The sequence below is a fragment of the Streptomyces sp. NPDC085937 genome (assembly GCF_044540535.1).
Taxonomy (GTDB): Bacteria; Actinomycetota; Actinomycetes; order Streptomycetales; family Streptomycetaceae; genus Streptomyces.
Genome location: NZ_JBITSH010000008.1, coordinates 69171 through 88418 on the forward strand (window position 1 = coordinate 69171; position 19248 = coordinate 88418).

A 19248-nucleotide genomic window follows, 5' to 3' on the forward strand; every position below is an offset into this window, starting at 1 on the left:
GGGCGGCCGGGGGCCGGGGGGGGGGCCCGGGGCCGGGGGGGGGGGGGGGGGGCGGGCGGGGGGGGGGGCCGGGGGGGGCCGGGCCCCCCACCACTCAGGCGGTGTGCCGCAGCGCGTTGGCGAGGATCGCGTCCCGCATGTACGCGGCCAGACCGGGCCTGGCCTGGTCGATGTTCCGCGTGAACCGCTCGTCGGCGACGTACATCTCACCCAGGCAGGTGTGCATCTCGTGGCCGCAGTCGTAGTGGTTGCGGGAGATGCCCTGGCGGTGCTCCTCGGCCGCGTCCATCGCGGCCTCGGAGTCGGCGGGCTCGCCGGCCTCCATCAGGGCGACGAACCGGCGGGTCAGCTCGTCGGCCTCGTCCTGGATCCGCTGCCAGTCCTCCTTGGTGTAGGAGGCCGTCCGCTCCCGCGACTGGCGGTAGGCGTCGGTGTCGCCCCAGCGCGCCTGGACCTCCTCCTGGTACTGGTCGGGGTCGAAGTCCCCGAAGACCTCGAACTTCTCCTCCGGTGTCAGGTTGATCCCCATCGTGCGTGCCTCCATGGCCTGTTCCACGGCCGCCGCCATCTTCCGCAGCCTCTCGATCCGGGCGGTCAGCAGGTCGTGCCGGCGGCGCAGGTGCGCGCGCGGGTCCGCGTCCGGGTCGTCGAGCAGGGCGGCGACCTCCTCCAGCGGGAAGCCGAGTTCGCGGTAGAACAGGATCTGCTGCAGCCGGTCGAGGTCGGCGTCGGCGTACCGGCGGTGCCCCGCGTGGCTGCGCTCGGTCGGCACCAGCAGGCCGATGGCGTCGTAGTGGTGCAGGGTGCGCACCGTGACACCGGCGAATCCGGCCACCTGTCCTACGGAGTAGCTCACTTCCGCTCCCCTTCCGTTCCGCGCCCCAGCCTGGGTCCTCACGCCACGTGAGGTGCAAGCAGGTTCCCTGTTTATCCCTTTCGCCCGCTTATCGTGTGCGCGTGGCCCAGGACAGCACGCAGTCGGCTCCCGCCGCCGCCCCGGCGACCGCGGCACGCACCCTCCTGCCGACCATCGTGCCCGCGCTGCTGGTGGGCGTGGTGACGAGCCTGGTCCTGCTCGGGGTGAGCGCGGCGGCCGAGGAGCTGCAGGACGTGCTGTGGCAGACCCTGCCGGACGCGGTCGGCGTCGGCCGGTACTCCGTGCTGTGGATGTTCACGGTGCTCGTCGCCACGGGGGTGGCGGTCGGGCTGGTGGTGTGGAAGGTCCCCGGGCACGCGGGTCCCGATCCGGCGACCACCGGGCTGGAGGCGCCGGTGCTGCCGCCCGCGGTGCTGCCCGGGCTGCTGCTGGCGACCGCGTTCGTCCTGGCCGGCGGGCCCAGCCTGGGTCCGGAGAACCCGATCATCGCGGTGAACGTCGCGCTGGCCGTCGGACTCGGCACCCGGGCCTTCCCCCGGGCGCCGCGGCGCGGGTGGGTGGCGCTGGCGGAGGCGGGGACCATCGGCGCGCTGTTCGGGACGCCGGTTGCCGCCGCGCTGGTGATCTCCGAGGCGCTGGCGGGGCAGCGCGTGAAGGGGCAGCTGTGGGACAGCCTCTTCGCCCCGCTGGCCGCCGCCGGGGCCGGCGCCCTCACCACCACGCTGGTGTCCGAGCCGAGCTTCGACCTGCACCTGCCGCCGTTCGGGCGGCCCGGCTGGGCCGACCTGCTGGCTTCCCTCGTGGTGGCTCCGGTGGGCGCGCTGCTCGGCATGTGCGCCGTGTACGCCTTCCCCTTCGTCCACCGGGCGTTCCGGCGGCTGCGGCACCCGATGCTGGTGCTCCCGGCGGGCGGCGTGGTCCTGGGCGGACTCGCGGCGCTCGGCGGGCATCTGACGCTGTTCAAGGGGCTCGACGAGATCGCCGAGCTGGCCCGTGACCCGGACGGCTGGACGGCGGGCGAGTTCGCCACGATGACGGTGGTGAAGCTGGCCGCGCTGCTCGTCGCCACCTGCAGCGGTTTCCGCGGCGGCCGGATCTTCCCCGCGGTGTTCGCGGGGACCGCGCTCGGGCTGTGCGCCCACGCGCTGGTGCCGGCGGTGCACCCGGCGGTCGGCGTGTCGGCGGGCGTCCTGGGCCTGCTGCTGGCCGTCACCCGGCAGGGCTGGGTCAGCCTGTTCGTCGCGGCCGTGCTGGTCGCCGACACCGGCATCCTCACCCTGCTGTGCCTGGCCACCCTTCCCGCCTGGCTGCTCGTCACCGGCCGCCCGCACATGCAGTTGCGGGCGGACGGGACGGCGGTCCGGTGACCGTCCGCTTCCCGCCCCGAACGGCCCGCGCCCGGGCCGTCCGACACCCTACGGAGGACCCATGCCGCTGCACCAAGGCCGGACGGCCGGCGAGCGCCCGCTGTCCGTCAACCCGTTCCTCGGACCGGCGAACCCGGTCGGGGGCATGACCGAGGCGCCGCCCAAGCACCGCCTCCCGGACGACCCGATGGCGCCGTCGACGGCGTATCAGCTGGTGCATGACGAGCTGATGCTGGACGGCAACGCCCGGCTGAACCTGGCCACCTTCGTCACCACCTGGATGGAGCCCGAGGCCGGGCTGCTGATGGCGGAGTGCCGGGACAAGAACATGATCGACAAGGACGAGTACCCGCGCACCGCCGAGCTGGAGCGGCGCTGCGTGTCGATGCTCGCCGACCTGTGGCACGCGCCCGACCCCGGCAAGGCCGTGGGCTGTTCGACCACCGGGTCCAGCGAGGCCTGCATGCTGGCCGGTCTGGCACTCAAGCGGCGCTGGTCGCTGCGCAACGCCGGCCGGTATCCCTCGCCCGAGGCCCGCCCCAACCTCGTGATGGGCGTGAACGTGCAGGTCTGCTGGGACAAGTTCTGCACCTTCTGGGAGGTGGAGCCCCGTCAGGTGCCCATGGAGGGCGAGCGGTTCCACCTCGACCCGGCGGCGGCCGCCGAGCTGTGCGACGAGAACACCATCGGCGTCGTCGGCATCCTGGGCTCCACCTTCGACGGGTCCTACGAGCCGATCGCGGAGCTGTGCGCGGCGCTGGACGACCTCCAGGAGCGCACCGGTCTGGACGTCCCCGTGCATGTCGACGGGGCGTCCGGGGCGATGATCGCGCCGTTCCTCGACGAGGACCTGGAGTGGGACTTCCGCCTGCCGCGGGTCGCGTCCGTCAACACCTCCGGGCACAAGTACGGGCTGGTGTACCCGGGTGTGGGCTGGGTGCTGTGGCGGGACGCGACGGCGCTGCCCGAGGAGCTGGTCTTCCGGGTGAACTACCTGGGCGGCGACCTGCCCACCTTCGCGCTGAACTTCTCCCGCCCGGGCGCCCAGGTCGTGGCGCAGTACTACTCGTTCCTGCGCCTGGGCCGGGAGGGCTACCGGGCGGTGCAGCAGGCCGCGCGGGACGTGGCCACGGGGCTGTCCTCGCGGATCGAGGCGCTCGGCGACTTCCGGCTGCTCACCCGGGGCGACGAGCTGCCGGTGTTCGCCTTCACCACCGCGCCGGAGGTGACGGCCTACGACGTCTTCGACGTGGCCCGGCGGCTGCGGGAGACCGGCTGGCTGGTGCCCGCGTACACCTTCCCGGCGAACCGTGAGGACCTGGCGGTGCTGCGGGTGGTGTGCCGCAACGGCTTCTCCGAGGACCTCGCCGACCTGTTCGCCGAGGACCTGACCCGGCTGCTGCCGGAGCTGCGCCGCCAGCCGCACCCGCTCACCCGGGACCGGAACGCGGCGACCGGGTTCCACCACTGACCGGGGTCCGGCTCCCGCGCGCACGGGAGCCGGACCACGCTCTCAGCGGCTGAGCCGCGCGAACCGCCGTACCGCCAGCGGGAAGAAGACCGCGAGCAGGACGAGCGGCCAGGCGATCGCCGCCCCCACGTGCCCCGGTTCCCCGCCGGGCCCGCCGAACAGGTCCCGTACGGCCGTGGCCGTGTGGGACAGCGGGTTCCACCCGACGACCGTGGCCAGCCAGCCGGGCATGGACTCGGGCGTGGCGAAGGCGTTGGAGAGGAAGCCGACCGGCCAGACCAGGATCTGCACGGCCTGCACCATCTCCGGTTTGCCCGCCACCAGTGCCAGGTGGATGCCGGTCCACAGCATCGCGAACCGGAACAGCAGGAGCAGCCCCACCGCGCCCAGGAACGCGGCCGGTCCGCCGTGGGTGCGCCAGCCCAGCGCGGCGGCCACGCCGAACAGCACCGCGAGGCCGAGCGCCGACTGGAGCATGTCGGCGGCGGAACGGCCCACCAGTACCGCGCCGTCCGCCATCGGCATGGACCGGAAGCGGTCGAGAACCCCCTTGTTCATGTCCTGGGTGACGGCGATCATCGTGCCCTCCAGCCCGAAGGCCATGGTGAGCGCGAGCATGCCCGGCACCAGGAAGTCGAGGTACTCGCCGCTGACTCCCCGGCCGCCGCCGACCAGGTAGCCGAACATCAGCAGCAGCATCACCGGGAAGACCAGGTTCACCACCACGGCGACCGGCTGCCGGCCCCAGCGGGCCAGCTCCCTGCGGGTCATGGTCCAGGAGTCGGTCAGTGCGTAGGCCGTGCTGCTCACGCTGCCTCCTTCACTCGTTCGTCGCGCCCGGTCAGACGTAGGAACACCTCGTCGAGGGTGGGCCTGCGCAGGGCGATGTCCTCGGCCTCGACACCGGCGCCGTCCAGGGCGCGGACCACGGCGGCGAGGGCCGCCATGCGGTCGGTGACGGGGGCGCTCAGCAGCCTCCGGTCGGCGTCCACGGTGACCGCCTCCCGCTCCACGGGCAGCAGGGCGGCGGCCGCGTCCAGCTGTCCGGCGTCGCGCAGGACGACGTCGATGCGGTCGCCGCCGGTGGCCGCCTTGAGCTCGTCGACCGTGCCGTCCGCGACGACCAGGCCGGAGTCCACCATCGAGACGCGGTCGGCCAGCTGGTCGGCCTCCTCCAGGTACTGGGTGGTGAGCAGGACCGTCGTCCCGCCGCCCACCAGGGAGCGGACCGCGCTCCACACCTCCGCGCGCCCGCGCGGGTCGAGTCCGGTGGTCGGTTCGTCCAGGAAGAGCACCTCCGGTTCGGTGATCAGGGAGGCGGCGAGGTCCAGCCGGCGCCGCATGCCGCCGCTGTACTGCCGCACCGCCTTGGCTCCGGTGCCGGAGAGCTCGAAGCGCTCCAGCAGTTCCTCGGCCCGGGCGCGGGCCCGCCGTGCGCCCAGGTGGTGGAGGCGGCCGAACAGTTCGAGGTTCTGCCGGCCGCCGAGTTCCTCGTCGAGTGCCGCGTGCTGGCCGAGCAGGCCGATCCGCAGCCGTACCGCGTACGCCTCGCGGACCACGTCGTGCCCCGCCACCACGACCCGGCCGGAGTCGGGGCGCAGCAGGGTGGACAGGACCCGCACCAGGGTGGTCTTGCCCGCGCCGTTCGGCCCGAGCACCGCGTGGACCGTGCCCCGGGCGACGGTGAGGTCGAGTCCGTCCAGTGCGGGTGTGCCGGTGCCCTTGGCGCCCCGGTACGTCTTGCGTGCTTCCTCGACGGTGATCGCCGCGTCGGACACTGAAGCCCCCTTATTAGTCAAGTTTGACTAGCGCCCTGACCGTAATACCCGGCCCCCTCACTCGTCAAACTTGATTACTCGACATCCCCCGGATGCCGCTGTCCCGTCCCGTACGGGTTCTCCTCGCCCTCGGCGAGCACGCCGACGAACGGCTCGCCCTCGCCGGCGAAGGTGTAGGCGCCACCCCGGATGCGTTCGACGAGGCCGCGGGTCCACGCGGCACCGGTGTCCGCCGAGTGCACCCAGAAGTCCATGATCTCGCCGATGTGACCGAGCTGACCGGGGCCGCCCTCGGGCGTGTAGTACTCCGTGACGGCCTTGCGCCACTCCCCGATCGACGCCAGCCGCCGCTCCAGCAGGGCCAGGGCCTCCGCGCGCTCCAGGTCGACCATCAGGCCGAGCCCGGCCGAGAGCACGTCCGGCTTCTGGTCGTAGGAGGTCAGCGCCTCCCGCAGCAGCCGGAAGTACTCCTCGGTGCCCTGCTCGGTGACCTCGTACTCCGTGCGCGGCGGGCCACCCGCCGTGGAGGGTGCGGTCTCGTGCGCGCGCAGCAGTCCCTGCTTGGCCATCTGCTTCAGCGCGTGGTAGATCGACCCGGGCTTGGCGTTGGACCACTCGTGCGCGCCCCAGTACTCCAGGTCGTTGCGCACCTGGTAGCCGTGGGCCCGCCCGTGCTGGCGCACCGCGCCGAGCACGAGAAGACGGATCACTGACATGCGGACCAGCGTAGGCCCGCCTCCGCCGGGGACGGGGAGCGGGCCTACGGGATACGCGGTGCGTACGGGGCGGAGGTGCGGCTCAGAACGGGAAACCACTGCGGCCGTGCTGCACCGAGATCCACTTCGTGGTGGTGAAGGCGTCGAGCATGGTGTCGCCGTTCAGCCGGCCGACGCCGGAGTGCTTCTCACCGCCGAACGGCACGATCGGCTCGTCGTGCACGGTGGCGTCGTTGACGTGGAACATCCCGGAGTCGATCTGCCTGGCGAACCGCACGCCCCGCTCGACGTCCCCGGTGTGCACGGCACCGCTGAGCCCGTACGGGGTGTCGTTCACGATGCGTACGGCCTCCTCCTCGCCCTCGAACGGGACGAGGAAGGCGACGGGGCCGAAGACCTCCTGGCGCAGCAGGGCGGAGTCCGCGGGCAGGCCGGTGACGACGGACGGCTCGACCAGGTTCTCGCGGCGGGCGCCGTGCACCAGGGCGGTGCCGCCCTCGGCGAGGGCCTGCTCGACGACGCCCATGAGGGCGTCCGCCTGACGGGAGTTGATCACCGGGCCGATGACGGTCTCCGGGTCGCGCGGGTCGCCGGCCTTGAGGGAGCGGACCTTGGCCACGAACTTCTCGGTGAACTCGTCGGCCACCGCGCGGTCCACCAGGATGCGGTTGGCGGCCATGCAGACCTGGCCCTGGTGCACGTACCGGCTGAACACGGCCGCGTCGACCGCGTAGTCCACGTCGGCGTCGTCGAGGACGACCAGCGCGCTGTTGCCGCCCAGCTCCAGCACCGCGCGCTTGAAGAGGGAGGCGCACACGGTCGCCACGTGCCGGCCGACCTGGTCGGAGCCGGTGAAGGAGATGACCTTCGGGACCGGGTGCTCCAGGAAGGCGTCACCGATCTCCGCGATGTCGGTGATCACGACGTTCAGCAGACCGGCGGGCAGTCCGGCGTCCTCGAAGATCTTCCCGATCAGGGAGCCGCCGACGACCGGCGTGTTCTGGTGCGGCTTGAGCACCACGCCGTTGCCCAGCGCGAGCGCGGGGGCGACCGACTTCAGCGACAGCAGGAAGGGGAAGTTGAACGGGCTGATCACGCCCACCACGCCGACCGGTACCCGGTAGACGCGGTTCTCCTTGCCGTCCACCGGCGAGGGGATGATCCGGCCCTCGGGGGCCAGCGCCAGGTGCACCGACTCGCGCAGGAACTCCTTGGCGAGGTGCAGCTCGAAGGCCGCTTTCAGGCGGGTGCCGCCCAGCTCGGCGACGATCGCCTCGGCTATCTCCTCCTCGCGCTCCTCGACCAGCCGGAGCGCCTTCTCGAACACCGCGCGGCGGGCGTAGGGGTTGGTGGCCCCCCACTCCTTCTGCGCACGGGCGGCCGACCGGTACGCCTGGTCGACCTCGTCGACCGTGGCGATGGTGATCGACGCGAGCTTCTCGTCGTCGTACGGGTTGAAGTCGATGATGTCCCAGGAGCCGGTGCCCGGGCGCCACTCACCGCCGATGTACTGCTGAGCCAGGTCGGTGAAGTACGACGACATGCGATCCCTCGATCCCTTGCTGCGTCAGCAGAAACACGATCAGCACACCGGGGCGTGATCACACGTCATCGTACTTGTGCCGCACGGGAGTTGAAGGGCCAGTCAGGACAGCCGCAGGCGGCCTTCAGGACAGCTGCAGCAGCCCCCGGAGGATGTCCCGGCTCTCCGCCGGACCCGGGCTGTCGTGCTGCAGCTCCTTGAGCGCCTTCTCGTACTGGGCCACGTCCTCGGACTTGTCCAGGTACAGCGCACTGGTGAGCTGCTCCAGGTACACGACGTCCGACAGGTCGGACTCGGGGAAGCTGAGGATGGTGAACGCACCGGACTCTCCCGAGTGGCCGCCGAGGCTGAACGGCACCACCTGGAGGCGGATGTTGGGCCGCTCGGAGATGTCGATGAGGTGCTGGAGCTGGCCGCGCATCACCGCGCGGTCGCCGTAGGGCCGGCGCAGGGCCGCCTCGTCGAGCACGACGTGGAACTCGGGGGCGTTCTCCGACACCAGGTACTTCTGCCGCTCCAGGCGCAGCGCCACCCGTCGTTCGACGTCGGCGTCGCTCGCGCTCTTCATGCCACGCCGCACCACCGCGCGGGCGTACTCCTCGGTCTGCAGCAGACCGTGCACGAACTGCACCTCGTAGGCGCGCAGCAGCGAGGCCGCGCCCTCCAGGCCCACGTAGGTGGGGAACCAGCTGGGCAGGACGTCCGAGTAACTGTGCCACCAGCCCGCCACGTTGGCCTCCTTGGCGAGGGAGACCAGCGAGGCCCGCTCCTGCTCGTCCGTGATGCCGTACAGCGTCAGCAGGTCTTCCACATCCCTGGTCTTGAAGCTCACCCGGCCCAGCTCCATCCGGCTGATCTTCGACTCCGAGGCGCGGATCGAGTAGCCCGCGGCCTCGCGCGTGATCCCCCGCGCCTCACGCAGTCGCCTGAGTTGTGATCCGAGCAGCATGCGCCGCACCACCGATCCCGGCTCTCCCGCGCTCACGTTCGACAGCCTCCCCAACGGTCTTCCGGGCCCGCAGTCTGCCACTAAAACACTTCGAGCAGTACTCGACCGGTTACGGAAACGGAAACCGGTCGAGCGATCCGGTCAGGAAGGTGCACGGGACGGACGGCGAAGCGCAACGGGATGAGAAGAGAACAGCCAGGAAGGAACGAGGAGATGACGGAAAAATTGGCCAACAAACCCGTACGGTGGGGCTGATTTCGGTCAGCTGCACGTGCATCTGCCCTTGCATCTGCTGTACGCATCCGAAACCATGGTCTCCGCACCACCGCCGCCTCGCTACGACCGCGAATTCGGGAGTGCCTCGCATGGGGACGAATGGATCGACCATGCTCGAGCCGTTACGGCAGGGCCTTCCTCCGCTGAACCTCGCGGCCGCCTCCGACGCCGCCTCCTGTGCCCTGCACGCCCGGTACGAAGCGGTGCGCGAGGCACGGCAGTTCACCCGCGCGACCCTCGACCGGTGGCACATGGGCGACCGGTTCGACGACGTCTGCCTGGTGGTCTCCGAACTGGTCACCAACGCCCTGCGTCACGCCCTGCCGGCCGGCGCCCCGCGGCCGGCCGCCCCGGAACCGCCGGTCCGGCTGCACCTGATGCGGTGGACCGGGCGACTGGTGTGCGCGGTGCGCGACCCGAGCGACGACAGTCCGGTCACCCGGGACCCCGAGGACCTGTCCGACGACTGCTCCGCCGAGTCGGGACGCGGGCTGTTCCTGGTCGACTCGTTCAGCGACAGCTGGGGCTGGCACCCGCTGGCGGGAGCGCTCAGCGGCAAGGTGGTGTGGGCGCTGTTCCGGCACCCGAGTGCGGCGGACCGGCCGGCGCCCGGCCTCTGATCCCTTCCGGGCGCATATGCGTGCGGCAAATCTACGCGCGTCACCGTATGCGGGGGCCGGCCCCCGCGGGACGAGGTCACCGGGCGGCAGTCGTCTTCACCGCACTCCGGCCGCCCGGACGACGTCAGCCCGCGACCAGGTGGTCGAACTCGCCGTCCTTCACACCCAGCAGCATGGCCTCGATCTCCGCACGCGTGTAGACGAGCGCGGGCCCCTCGGGAAAACGGGAGTTGCGCACCGCCACGTCCCCGCCCGGCAGCCGGGCGAACTCCACGCAGGAACCCTGCGAGTTGCTGTGCCGGCTCTTCTGCCAGGCCACACCGTCCAACCGGGTGGCCGCCATGCCGTTGTACACGCCGGACGCGCCGGCACCGTCGTGCCCGTCACCGTCGTACACGTCGTGGTCCACAGGTCGCTCCCCGCTGGTGCACTGGCTGGTGTGGCCATTGATGCAGTAGTCAACTGACCCGGATCATAGCTCCGTTCACCTGCATATGCATGGGCAGATGCACGTGCACGCGGGGTGTTCCCGCGATTACAGCCCCACCGGCCCCCCGATGTCCGCTTTGACGGACGCTTTACCGAACCTCGCTGCTTCAAAGACGCAATCGAGCGCCTTCGTGTTCCCTCGTGTGCCGTTCTGGTGGGAGGTGGGTGACGTGTCTCCGGTGAGCCGGCACCGATGGTGCGAGGTCCGTCACGCGGGTCTGGCCGGTGACCGGGCGGTTCCTGTTAGCTGGCTGCGGTCGTCCGGCCGTCAGGGCCGGCTACAGGGAGGGGGCTCACAGTGACTTCGAAGGCTTCGGTGGGTGCGGCGGACCGGGCCGGTCCGGCGGCGTACGGGCGGACACGGCGCGGATCCCGTTCCCGGCGCGCGCGGATCGCCGCCGCGGCCGTGGGCCTGGCCGGCGCGTTCACCCTCACGGCATGCGGCGACGGCGGCTCGGACGACCCCCCGTCCGCCTCCACGCCGCCGGCCACCCGGACCCCGGACGACGGGGCCGGCACGGGAGGCTCCGGTGCGAGCGAGGCCCCGGCCGGGGGGCTTCAGGGCAGCTGGCTGACCACCGCGGACGGCAACGCGGTGGTCCTCATGGTCACCGGCGGGGAGGCGGCGCTGTTCGCCACGGGCGGCACCGTGTGCAGCGGAACTGCGACGGAGAGTGACGGGGGCGGCTCGATCAGCCTGAAGTGCCCGGCCGGCGACGGGGACCGCACGAAGGGCACGGTGGAGTCGGTCGACGCGACGTCCCTCACGATCGCCTGGACGGGCGGCGCGGGCACGGAGACGTACACCAAGGCGGAGGGCGGCTCGCTGCCTCCGGGGCTGCCGACGGAGGGCCTGGGCTCCTAGGTCCCGTTCACCGGGTTCGACGGGGGCCGGCAGCCGTCTTCCGGGCTCGCGTGCGGCCCGGCGGGCTCAGGGCAGGCGCGGCCGCCCCCGCACCTGCGCCTCGTCCGCCGCGCGGGCGCCCTGTTCCCAGCCCGCCGCGTCACTCACGCCGCGCAGGCGCGTGGTGGTCGTCTGCGGGAACAGCCGGTCCGTCCGCTCGGTGACCGCGACCTCCCGCGAGGCCAGGACGGGCAGCAGGTCGTCGCTCACCTGCGCCTCGGCCGCCGCCGCGAGCCGCGCGCCCACGCGGTGCGCGTACGCGGCGAGGAAGGACTGCCGGAAGGTCTTGGTCCGCTTGCGGCCGCCCTTGCGCTGCTCGGCCTCCGCCCTGGTCATGGCGGTGGTCGCCTGAACCAGCAGCGAGGTGTACAGCAGCTCGACCGCCTCCAGGTCGGAGGCGAAGCCGACCACCGTGGAGAATCCGAACGGTTCGTTCCACACCGCCCGGCAGTGGTTCGCCGTGGCGACCGCGTCCAGCAGCACCGCCTTGGCCTGCTCGTACGGCGGCTCCACGCCGATCCGGAAGGCGTCCGGGGTCCGGGCGGCGGGCGCCCGCGTGGCGAGCAGCGCCTCGTCGATGCTGTGCCGTGCCATCAGTTCCTGTGCCTTGGCGCTGAGCGCCTCCGCCTCCTCCGGGAACCCCGTCCCCTCCGCCTTCGCCAGCAGCGCCCGGATGCGCCCGAGCACGCGCGACTCGGGCCGCCGGTCCCGTCCGCCGGGCACCGTCACGTCGTCCAGCGGTTCCAGCGCGGGCAGCCGCAGCAGCAGGCGGTACAGCTCCAGGACGGCGGTGGCGTACGAGAAGCGGTCGCCGCGCGGGCCGGTGTCCGCCGGCAAATCGTCGAGCTGGGCCTTCCAGCGCGGCCCGCGCGGCCGGTCCTCGCGCGGCGCCTGGGCCCGGATCAGGGAGGCGGCCAGGCGTACGTGGACCTCCTCCAGTTCGCGGCGCACCACCCGGACCACATCGGCGGGCTGCCAGCCGCGCTGCCAGACGCTCGCCACGAACTCCTGGCCACGCCGCGCCAGTTCGGCGTCGGCGGCCGGGTCGGCGGCGAGCAGCGAGGCAGCCGAGTCCAGGGCGTCGTCGCCCGTGTCGTAGAGGGCGGAACGGAAGGCGCGGTCGACGGTGCCGGACGTACTCACACAGCCGATCGTGCCACGCCTCGGAAGGTCACCCGAAAGTGTCAACCATGGGTTGACACCCCTCCACTGTCAACTTACGGTTGACACCATGACGACGAACAAAGCCATCAAGTCATCCGTCCGTCTCGACGACCTCATCGCGGCCATCAAGACGGTCCACGACGAACCGCTCGAACAGCTCCAGGACGCGGTGCTCGCCGGCGAGCACCTCGGTGACGTCGCCGACCACCTGATCGGCCACTTCGTCGACCAGGCCCGGCGCTCCGGCGCCTCCTGGACGGACATCGGCAAGAGCATGGGCGTCACCCGGCAGGCCGCCCAGAAGCGCTTCGTGCCGAAGGAGGGCAACGACCTCGACCCGAGCCAGGGCTTCAACCGCTACACCCCCCGCGCCCGCAACACGGTCATGGCCGCCCACAACGAGGCCCAGGCCGCCCGCAACGCCGAGGGCCTCCCCGAGCACCTGGTCCTCGGCCTGCTGGCCGAACCTCAGGGCCTGGCCGTCAAGGCGATCACCGAGCAGGGCGTCACGGTCGACGCGGTCCGTGAGGCCGCCCGCGCCGCGCTGCCCGCGGCCGTCGAGGACGCCCCCGAGCTGGTGCCGTACGGCCCGGCGGCCAAGAAGGTCCTGGAGCTCACGTTCCGCGAGGCGCTCCGCCTCGGCCACAACTACATCGGCACCGAGCACATCCTGCTCGCGCTCCTCGAGCACGAGAACGGCACCGGGGTGCTCAGCGGCCTCGGCGTCGACAAGGCCGCCACCGAGCGGTACCTCGCCGAGATGCTCGCGCAGTACGTCGAGACGAAGACGGAGGAGGAGCCGGCCCCGGAGGACTGACCGTCGGGCTGGGCGACGCCTCCCACCAGGCCGTTGTCAGACCTCCCTGCGACACTCGCGTACATGACCGGCCGCTGGGCGCTCGCTCCGGCCGAGGACGGTGGCGTGGACGTCGCCCCCCTCGGCCCGGGCGGGCTGCCCTCCGGTCCGGTGCGGCGCGAGGCGGACCTCGCCGAAGCCGTGCGGAGCCGGCCGGGCGTGGCCCGGTGGGTGTGGCGGTCCACCGCCGAGGTGTATCCGCGTCTGCTCGCCACGGGGGTGCGGGTGGAGCGGGCCTACGACATCCAGGCCGCCGAGACCCTGCTCCTCGGCCACGAGGGGCGGTACGGGGAGCCGCACTCGGCCGCCGCCGCGCTGGCTCGGCTGCGCGGCGGCCCCGTACCGCCCGATCCGCCGCAGCGGCACGCCGAACCGGGCGCGCAGTCCCCGCTGTTCGACCCGCAGGCGACTCCGCTGCCGCTGGCCGACCTGCTCGCGGTCTACGCGGAGCAGCAGCGGCGCACCGACGCCACCGCGCATCCGGACCGGATGCGGCTGCTGACCGCCGCCGAGTCCGCGGGCACGCTGGTCGCCGCCGAGATGAACCGCGCGGGGCTGCCCTGGCGGGCCGACGTGCACCGCGCGCTGCTGCACGACCTGCTCGGCGAGCGGTACGCGGGCGGGGGTGAGCCGCGCCGGCTGGCCGAGCTGGCCGACGAGGTGTCCACCGCCTTCGGCCGCCGGGTGCGGCCCGACCTGCCGGCCGACGTGGTCAAGGCGTTCGCACAGGCCGGGATCAAGGTGACCTCCACCCGCCGCTGGGAACTCCACTCGGTCGACCACCCCGCGGTCGAGCCGCTCCTGGAGTACAAGAAGCTGTACCGGATCTGGGTCGCCCACGGCTGGTCCTGGCTCCAGGACTGGGTGCGTGACGGCCGCTTCCGCCCGGAGTTCCTCGCCGGCGGCACGGTGACCGGCCGCTGGGTGACCAACGGCGGGGGCGCCCTGCAGATCCCCAAGGTGATCCGCCGCGCGGCCGTCGCCGACCCCGGCTGGCGGCTCGTCGTCGCCGACGCCGACCAGATGGAGCCGCGGGTGCTGGCGGCCATCTCCCGCGACCCCGGGCTGATGGAGGTGGCCGGGCGCGAGAGCGACCTCTACCAGGCGGTGTCCGAGCGGGCCTTCTCCGGCGACCGTGACCGCGCCAAGATCGCCGTGCTCGGCGCGGTCTACGGCCAGACCTCCGGCGACGGCCTGAAGAACCTCGCCGCGCTGCGCCGCCGCTTCCCCAAGGCCGTCGCGTACGTCGACGAGGCCGCCCGCGCGGGCGAGGAGGGCCGGCTGGTGCGGACGTGGCTGGGCCGCACCTGCCCTCCGGCCGCCCGGACGACCGACGACGCGACGGAGGAGGCGGGCATCCCGGTCGGACCGGCCGGGGACGAGGACCGCGCCTCCGACGCCCGTGTGTGGGTCCCCGGGTACGCCTCGACCGACGCCCGCGCCCGCGGCCGCTTCGCCCGTAACTTCGTGGTCCAGGGCAGCGCGGCCGACTGGGCGCTGCTGCTGCTCGCGGGACTACGCCAGGCGCTGACCGGGATGGCGGCCGAGCTGGTGTTCTTCCAGCACGACGAGGTGATCGTCCACTGCCCCGAGGAGGAGGCGGAAGCGGTGGTGGCGGCGATCCGCGGGTCGGCCGACGCGGCGGGCAGGATCGCCTTCGGCGAGACGCCGGTGCGGTTCCCGTTCGGCACGGCGGTGGTGGAGTGCTACGCCGACGCGAAGTGACCGGCCGCCGCTGTCAGACCTGACCGGCCGCGGCTGTCAGACCTGACCGTCCCCGTTCCCGTCCCTTGCCCCGTCGTCGCTCTCGGCCCCGGGCGCCGCGGCTCCCGCCGCGCGTTCACGGGCGAAGTCACGGACCAGCTCGTACGGCACGTAGTGCCCGTACGCGGTCTCCTCCAGCAGGGCCACGTCCACGAGCCGGTCCAGCGCCGCCTCGGCCCGGGTCTCGTCGATTCCGGCGAGCCGCGCCAGCACCGGGGCGGTGCAGGACGGCAGGTCCTGGGCGCCGAGGTGGCACAGGGCGAGGGCCGCGTCCCGGTCGACGCGGCGCTCGGAGGCGGCGAGCGCGTCGTGGGTGACGGCCAGCGAGCGGCGGACGCTGAGGTCGTCGTACTCCAGGTGGGACAACCTGCTGCCGGCCGCCTCCAGTTGCGCGGCGAGCACGTCCGGGGTGAGGGCCGCGCGCGCGGCGAGCCGGGCCGCGGCCACCCGCAGCGCCAGCGGAAGGCGCCCGGTGAGCGCGACCAGCGGATGGCCGGCGGACAGGCCGTCCCGCCCGGAGGCGGCGCGGAGCAGCTCGGCGCTCTCCTCGCCGGTCAGCGGACCGAGGGGGAAGCGCGCCACGCCGTCGAGGGCGGTGAGGGGTGAGCGGCTGGTGACGATCACGGCACAGCCGCCTCCCGCCGGCAGCAGCGGGCGTACCTGGGCGGCGCTCGCGGCGTCGTCGAGCACCAGGAGCGTGCGGGTGGGTGCGAGCAGGGACCGCAGCAACGCGGACGCGGCTTCCGGGTGTTCGGGGATGTCGCAGGGTGAGACACCGAGGTCACGCAGAAGCACGGTGAGCGCCTGGGCGGCGGTCAGGGGCGCGGTACCGGGTACCGAGCCCTGGAGGGCGACGTACAGCTGACCACTGCTGAAACGTTCCGCCAGGGTATGGGCGGCGTGGAGCGCGAGGGCGCTCTTGCCGACCCCGGCGGTCCCGCTGAGGACGACGACGGCGGCACCCCCGCTCGTGCCCGACGCACCGGCGAGCACCTGCCGCATGCCCGCCCGCACCTCGGTCCTGCCGGTGAAATAGGCGGGTGAGGGCGGAAGTTGAGCGGGTCGCACCCGCCCGATGCCCTCACCGTCGCCCGGCGCATCCGAGCGATCGGAGCGATCCGAGGGGTCTGAGCGATCCGAACGGTCCGGCCGCCGTGGCCGGGCCACGCTCCCCCGCAGCACCTCCACGTGGGCCTCGCGGACCCCCCGCCCCGGCTCGACACCGAGTTCGTCGGCCAGGCGGGCGCGCAGATCGCGGTGGACCACGAGGGCCTCCACCTGACGGCCGGTGCGGTGCAGGGCGAGCATCAGCTGCCGGTGGTACGCCTCCCGCAGCGGATGTTCGGCGGCCAGCGCCGCCAGTTCGGGGAGGAGGTCGGCGAGATGGTCACCGCCCAGGGCGAGTTCGGCGTCGTGGCGCCACTCCAGGAGGAGCAGCCGCGCCTCCTCCAGCCGCCGCACCAGGGCGTACCCGCCCACCTCCTGCGGCAGCCCGGCCAGCGGACTCCCCCGCCACAGCGCGAGCGCGCCCTGGCAGGCGAAGCGCACCCGCTCCCAGTCACCCTCGACGTAGGCGGCGCGGGCGGCGGCGGTGTGGGCGTCGAAGACCTGGACGTCCAGCTCGCCCTCGTCGACGCGGAGCACGTACCCGGTGGGGACGGTGACCAGCCGGTCCGGCTCGTCGAGCAGCCGCCGCAGCCGGGCCACGTGGTTGTGCAGCGAGGGCAGCGCCGAGAGGGGCGGCGTGGCGCCCCACAGGGCCTCCTTCAGCGCCTCGACGGAGACGACCCGCCCGGCGTCGAGCAACAGGACGGCCAGCAGGGTGCGCAGCTTGGGCCCGGTCACGGTGAGCACCGGGGCGTCACCCTGCTCGCCGGCCCGCTCACCGTCGTAGAGGACGGGTGTTCCGAGCAGTCCGAAACGCAGCCCGCGCCGTGTCACGCCGCACCACTGCCTTCCGGGTGACCGAACGGGAATCCATTGGCCACATGTTAGCCATCCGTTGGCAAGGTTTGATGTGATCACTACATCGGATCCGGCCCGGGGGTGCGCGCGTCAGCCGCGCAACTCGGGGGAGTGTCGCCGCCGCGGCCCGATCCGACCCACGAGGACCCCCGGTCGCCAGAGGTGAACGACCGGGGCCTCGTTCTTTTCCCGATGACCGCCACCCTCGGGCACGTGGACGACTTGAGCCCGCTCCGCGGACCGGCCGTCGAGGTCGTCAAGGTATGACGGGGGCGTGGCGTCGAGCATCGATGCATGGCGGAACAACCGTCGCCCGCGGGCCGGGCAGTCGAAGACGATGCCACGCAGTCGCGCCATCCGCCCAAGATGCGAGCGCCCGACGCCTGCCGCCCTACGGAACGACAAAACCCCAGGTCGGATGCTCTCCGAGCTGGGGTTTCAGTGGAGCCGCCTTCGGGATTCGAACCCGCGACCTACGCATTACGAGGGCGATATCGATCATGACGAGTCGTGCCCCGCGATCGCATCAGGTCCAGTTTCCGCAGATCAGGGCACTGATCACGGTCCCGCTGCTCTTACGCCGTGTCGCACCGTCCACAGGCGTCCGCGCTCCCCTTGCGCTCCCGTCCCTTCGGCAGGGCGATGAACCGGCCTACAAACTCGGTGGCGACACCATGCTCGCACGGCTTGTCGAGATCCCACATACGAGACCGATCGCCATCATCCGTGGTCTTCCCACCCACACGCCTGACGCCGACGAGCACAGCGGCACCCACAGCAACAACAGCAGGTCGACGGAGGGCGGCTTCCTTCCGCCTCGGGCATGACAGCCGTCGGCTCGTCGACACCCGCGGGCTCCCGTACGTCGATGTGGAGTAGTTTGAGGAGATCGGCGGTGACGATCCGGTAGGCGTTGCCGAGCCGCAGGACCGTGCACGGATACCGGCCGCGCTTGGCAAGGTCATACCCCGTAGTACGGCTGAGGGACAGCGCACGGTTCGCCGTCTCCAGGTCCACGGCTGCAGGCAGCGCGAGCAGTTCCTCGCGCGTCAGCCCACGGGTCGCATCGTCGCGTTTGGTGATCACAGAGGATCTGTACCCAGCGAGGCAATCCGCCACCTGTCTCCGACCAGCAGGACGCGAACTCCCCGGGGGGTGCGACTTCAGAGCCGCACGGTCCCCTTCGTTTCCGCACCGGCCGCCTCGGCCAGACCTCGCACCAGGGCCCGGCCGCCCGGCTTTACTTGAAGCCCTGGACAGCTCGCAAGGAGTGGTTCTCCACCAGGAACCGGGCGAGAGCCCGGGTGTCCGGGTCGTCGGGCACGTCGCATTCCGCGTCGTACGGCAGGTCGGCGAGACCGACCAGCCAGGGCAGTACGGAGGCGGGAAAGACGCCGCTCCTCCCGTGGGCGGCCACCTGCACGGAGCCCTGCGACTCGTGCCACAGGCGGCGCGCATGGCTGGAGATCGCCACCCGGCGCGGATCAACGGTCTCCTTGTGCTCCGGATCCGCCCCCGCGAGGCCGTAGGCGGAGGCGGAGGCCAGCGTCGAGGCCAGGTCGGCCTCGCCACCGAGGAAGTCACGGTAGCCCTCGAGCCACTCGGTGCTCACCCGGCCGTCGGGCTCCGCGACGAAGGGATAGGTCCCCTCCCCGGGAACGAAGGACCTCGTGTAGCGCGCGATGTTGACGGCGAAGGCCGGGCCGACCGTCTCGGCCACATGCCAGGTGCCAGGGTCCCAGGTGAAGAACTCACCGGCTGAGGCGATCAGTGACGTGCCGCGGTCGACCACCTCGGGCACCTGCAGGGAGGGCAGGTACTCCTCCGGGTCGATGGCGTTGTCGCCCTCGGCCGCCCGCCAGTCGGCGGTCTTGGGGATCCAGTCCTCGCCGTGCCAGAAATGCATGTACTTGCGCCCCTGGAGCACGAAGTGGCTGTTGCCGCACTGCTCGCGGTGTATGCCGCCAGGGGTGGCGCGGTACTCGCCCAGGAACACCTCGATGTCTATGTTTCCGCGGACCAGCCCGTGCCCCTCGAAAACCGGGCGGCCAAAGGCGGACACCAGCAGGTCGAACAGACTCCTCTCGTGCGAGGGCAGTTCTCGCGCGTAGAGCAGAATCGGGGTCTCCGCGCCGAACTTCTGCTGCATCCTGGTCAACCACTCGTCCGGCGACTCGCTGCCGTCCGGAGCCGGCATCAGGGCATGGTCGGAGAGCACGTCGCCGCCCACGGTGATCTTGATCAACTCGCGCTGGTCGTCGCCCGCCATGACGGCGCGCACGGCACCGATCACTCCCTTCCAGACGATTTCCGGGGTGACCAGCCCGCAATGCCACCCCTCGACCCGGGTGCTGACGCCGGCCATGGGGGACGGAACGACACTGAGTTGAGACGTCGTCATGACTGCTTTTCCTCTCCAGATGTACGGTCCCGCGGAGCAGCGCTCAGAGCGAGCGGCGCCCGGCAGGACGGACTCATCGCGTCAAGTCAGGGAGTTCTTCGTACTGTT

Annotated in this window: 16 protein-coding genes and 1 pseudogene; 6 read left to right on the forward strand and 11 right to left on the reverse strand. The window is 72.2% G+C overall.

What is annotated here, in order from left to right:
* Positions 1-94: 94 nt before the first annotated feature.
* Positions 95-856 (reverse strand): MerR family transcriptional regulator, encoded by a 762-nt coding sequence (locus tag ACIF8S_RS18530; RefSeq protein ID WP_400000116.1) that lies wholly within the window; start codon positions 854-856, stop codon positions 95-97.
* Between the two features lie 101 nt (positions 857-957).
* Between ACIF8S_RS18530 and ACIF8S_RS18535 the strand changes: the two genes are divergently transcribed.
* Positions 958-2244, forward strand: a complete 1287-nt coding sequence (locus tag ACIF8S_RS18535; RefSeq protein WP_400000117.1) for an ion channel protein — start codon at positions 958-960, stop codon at positions 2242-2244.
* A gap of 61 nt (positions 2245-2305) precedes the next feature.
* Positions 2306-3715 carry a glutamate decarboxylase gene (locus ACIF8S_RS18540; RefSeq protein WP_400000118.1) on the forward strand — a complete coding sequence of 470 codons (1410 nt, stop codon included), beginning with the start codon at positions 2306-2308 and terminating at the stop codon, positions 3713-3715.
* A gap of 42 nt (positions 3716-3757) precedes the next feature.
* On the opposite strand, the gene ACIF8S_RS18545 is transcribed toward ACIF8S_RS18540, so the two are convergent.
* The 5 genes from ACIF8S_RS18545 to ACIF8S_RS18565 form a co-directional block, all read right to left on the reverse strand.
* Positions 3758-4486, reverse strand: a complete 729-nt coding sequence (locus ACIF8S_RS18545) for an ABC transporter permease (RefSeq protein ID WP_400000368.1) — start codon at positions 4484-4486, stop codon at positions 3758-3760.
* Between the two features lie 35 nt (positions 4487-4521).
* Positions 4522-5493, reverse strand: coding sequence for an ATP-binding cassette domain-containing protein (locus tag ACIF8S_RS18550; protein ID WP_400000119.1), 972 nt, complete (start codon positions 5491-5493; stop codon positions 4522-4524).
* Between the two features lie 74 nt (positions 5494-5567).
* Positions 5568-6209: a PadR family transcriptional regulator gene (locus ACIF8S_RS18555; RefSeq protein WP_400000120.1), complete on the reverse strand. Its 642-nt coding sequence runs from the start codon at positions 6207-6209 to the stop codon at positions 5568-5570.
* Positions 6210-6291: 82 nt separating this feature from the next.
* Positions 6292-7752: an aldehyde dehydrogenase family protein gene (locus ACIF8S_RS18560; protein WP_400000121.1), complete on the reverse strand. Its 1461-nt coding sequence runs from the start codon at positions 7750-7752 to the stop codon at positions 6292-6294.
* 124 nt (positions 7753-7876) lie between these two features.
* Positions 7877-8701 carry a helix-turn-helix domain-containing protein gene (locus ACIF8S_RS18565; RefSeq protein WP_400000369.1) on the reverse strand — a complete coding sequence of 275 codons (825 nt, stop codon included), beginning with the start codon at positions 8699-8701 and terminating at the stop codon, positions 7877-7879.
* A 386-nt stretch (positions 8702-9087) separates the two neighbouring features.
* Here ACIF8S_RS18565 and ACIF8S_RS18570 point away from each other — a divergent pair, with 386 nt between their 5' ends.
* A complete protein-coding gene (locus tag ACIF8S_RS18570; protein WP_400000122.1) occupies positions 9088-9597 on the forward strand; it encodes an ATP-binding protein in 510 nt (169 codons plus the stop codon).
* A 124-nt stretch (positions 9598-9721) separates the two neighbouring features.
* On the opposite strand, the gene ACIF8S_RS18575 is transcribed toward ACIF8S_RS18570, so the two are convergent.
* Positions 9722-10006 carry a DUF397 domain-containing protein gene (locus tag ACIF8S_RS18575; protein ID WP_145829282.1) on the reverse strand — a complete coding sequence of 95 codons (285 nt, stop codon included), beginning with the start codon at positions 10004-10006 and terminating at the stop codon, positions 9722-9724.
* Positions 10007-10384: 378 nt separating this feature from the next.
* On the opposite strand from ACIF8S_RS18575, the gene ACIF8S_RS18580 reads away from it, so the two are divergent.
* Positions 10385-10951, forward strand: coding sequence for a hypothetical protein (locus ACIF8S_RS18580; protein WP_400000123.1), 567 nt, complete (start codon positions 10385-10387; stop codon positions 10949-10951).
* Positions 10952-11017: 66 nt separating this feature from the next.
* On the opposite strand, the gene ACIF8S_RS18585 is transcribed toward ACIF8S_RS18580, so the two are convergent.
* Positions 11018-12133 carry a DUF2786 domain-containing protein gene (locus tag ACIF8S_RS18585; RefSeq protein WP_400000124.1) on the reverse strand — a complete coding sequence of 372 codons (1116 nt, stop codon included), beginning with the start codon at positions 12131-12133 and terminating at the stop codon, positions 11018-11020.
* An 88-nt stretch (positions 12134-12221) separates the two neighbouring features.
* Between ACIF8S_RS18585 and ACIF8S_RS18590 the strand changes: the two genes are divergently transcribed.
* Both ACIF8S_RS18590 and ACIF8S_RS18595 read left to right on the forward strand, forming a co-directional pair.
* Positions 12222-12971: a Clp protease N-terminal domain-containing protein gene (locus ACIF8S_RS18590; RefSeq protein WP_400000125.1), complete on the forward strand. Its 750-nt coding sequence runs from the start codon at positions 12222-12224 to the stop codon at positions 12969-12971.
* A gap of 63 nt (positions 12972-13034) precedes the next feature.
* Positions 13035-14735: a bifunctional 3'-5' exonuclease/DNA polymerase gene (locus ACIF8S_RS18595; RefSeq protein ID WP_400000126.1), complete on the forward strand. Its 1701-nt coding sequence runs from the start codon at positions 13035-13037 to the stop codon at positions 14733-14735.
* A gap of 36 nt (positions 14736-14771) precedes the next feature.
* Here the strand turns inward: ACIF8S_RS18595 and ACIF8S_RS18600 are convergent, their stop codons facing one another.
* The 3 genes and pseudogenes from ACIF8S_RS18600 to ACIF8S_RS18610 form a co-directional block, all read right to left on the reverse strand.
* Positions 14772-16715: a BTAD domain-containing putative transcriptional regulator gene (locus tag ACIF8S_RS18600; protein WP_400000127.1), complete on the reverse strand. Its 1944-nt coding sequence runs from the start codon at positions 16713-16715 to the stop codon at positions 14772-14774.
* 897 nt (positions 16716-17612) lie between these two features.
* Positions 17613-17825 (reverse strand): annotated as a pseudogene (locus ACIF8S_RS18605) (hypothetical protein); the annotation flags it as partial.
* A 154-nt stretch (positions 17826-17979) separates the two neighbouring features.
* Positions 17980-19140: a hypothetical protein gene (locus ACIF8S_RS18610; RefSeq protein ID WP_400000128.1), complete on the reverse strand. Its 1161-nt coding sequence runs from the start codon at positions 19138-19140 to the stop codon at positions 17980-17982.
* Positions 19141-19248: the final 108 nt, after the last annotated feature.

Bases quoted from the DNA above. Each gene is read 5' to 3' on its own strand.
- ACIF8S_RS18545 (WP_400000368.1), bottom strand. From the start codon at position 4,486: ATGACCCGCAGGGAGCTGGCCCGCTGGGGCCGGCAGCCGGTCGCCGTG.
- ACIF8S_RS18570 (WP_400000122.1), top strand. From the start codon at position 9,088: ATGCTCGAGCCGTTACGGCAGGGCCTTCCTCCGCTGAACCTCGCGGCC.
- ACIF8S_RS18555 (WP_400000120.1), bottom strand. From the start codon at position 6,209: ATGTCAGTGATCCGTCTTCTCGTGCTCGGCGCGGTGCGCCAGCACGGG.
- ACIF8S_RS18565 (WP_400000369.1), bottom strand. From the start codon at position 8,701: ATGCTGCTCGGATCACAACTCAGGCGACTGCGTGAGGCGCGGGGGATC.
- ACIF8S_RS18595 (WP_400000126.1), top strand. From the start codon at position 13,035: ATGACCGGCCGCTGGGCGCTCGCTCCGGCCGAGGACGGTGGCGTGGAC.
- ACIF8S_RS18590 (WP_400000125.1), top strand. From the start codon at position 12,222: ATGACGACGAACAAAGCCATCAAGTCATCCGTCCGTCTCGACGACCTC.
- ACIF8S_RS18540 (WP_400000118.1), top strand. From the start codon at position 2,306: ATGCCGCTGCACCAAGGCCGGACGGCCGGCGAGCGCCCGCTGTCCGTC.
- ACIF8S_RS18560 (WP_400000121.1), bottom strand. From the start codon at position 7,752: ATGTCGTCGTACTTCACCGACCTGGCTCAGCAGTACATCGGCGGTGAG.
- ACIF8S_RS18610 (WP_400000128.1), bottom strand. From the start codon at position 19,140: ATGACGACGTCTCAACTCAGTGTCGTTCCGTCCCCCATGGCCGGCGTC.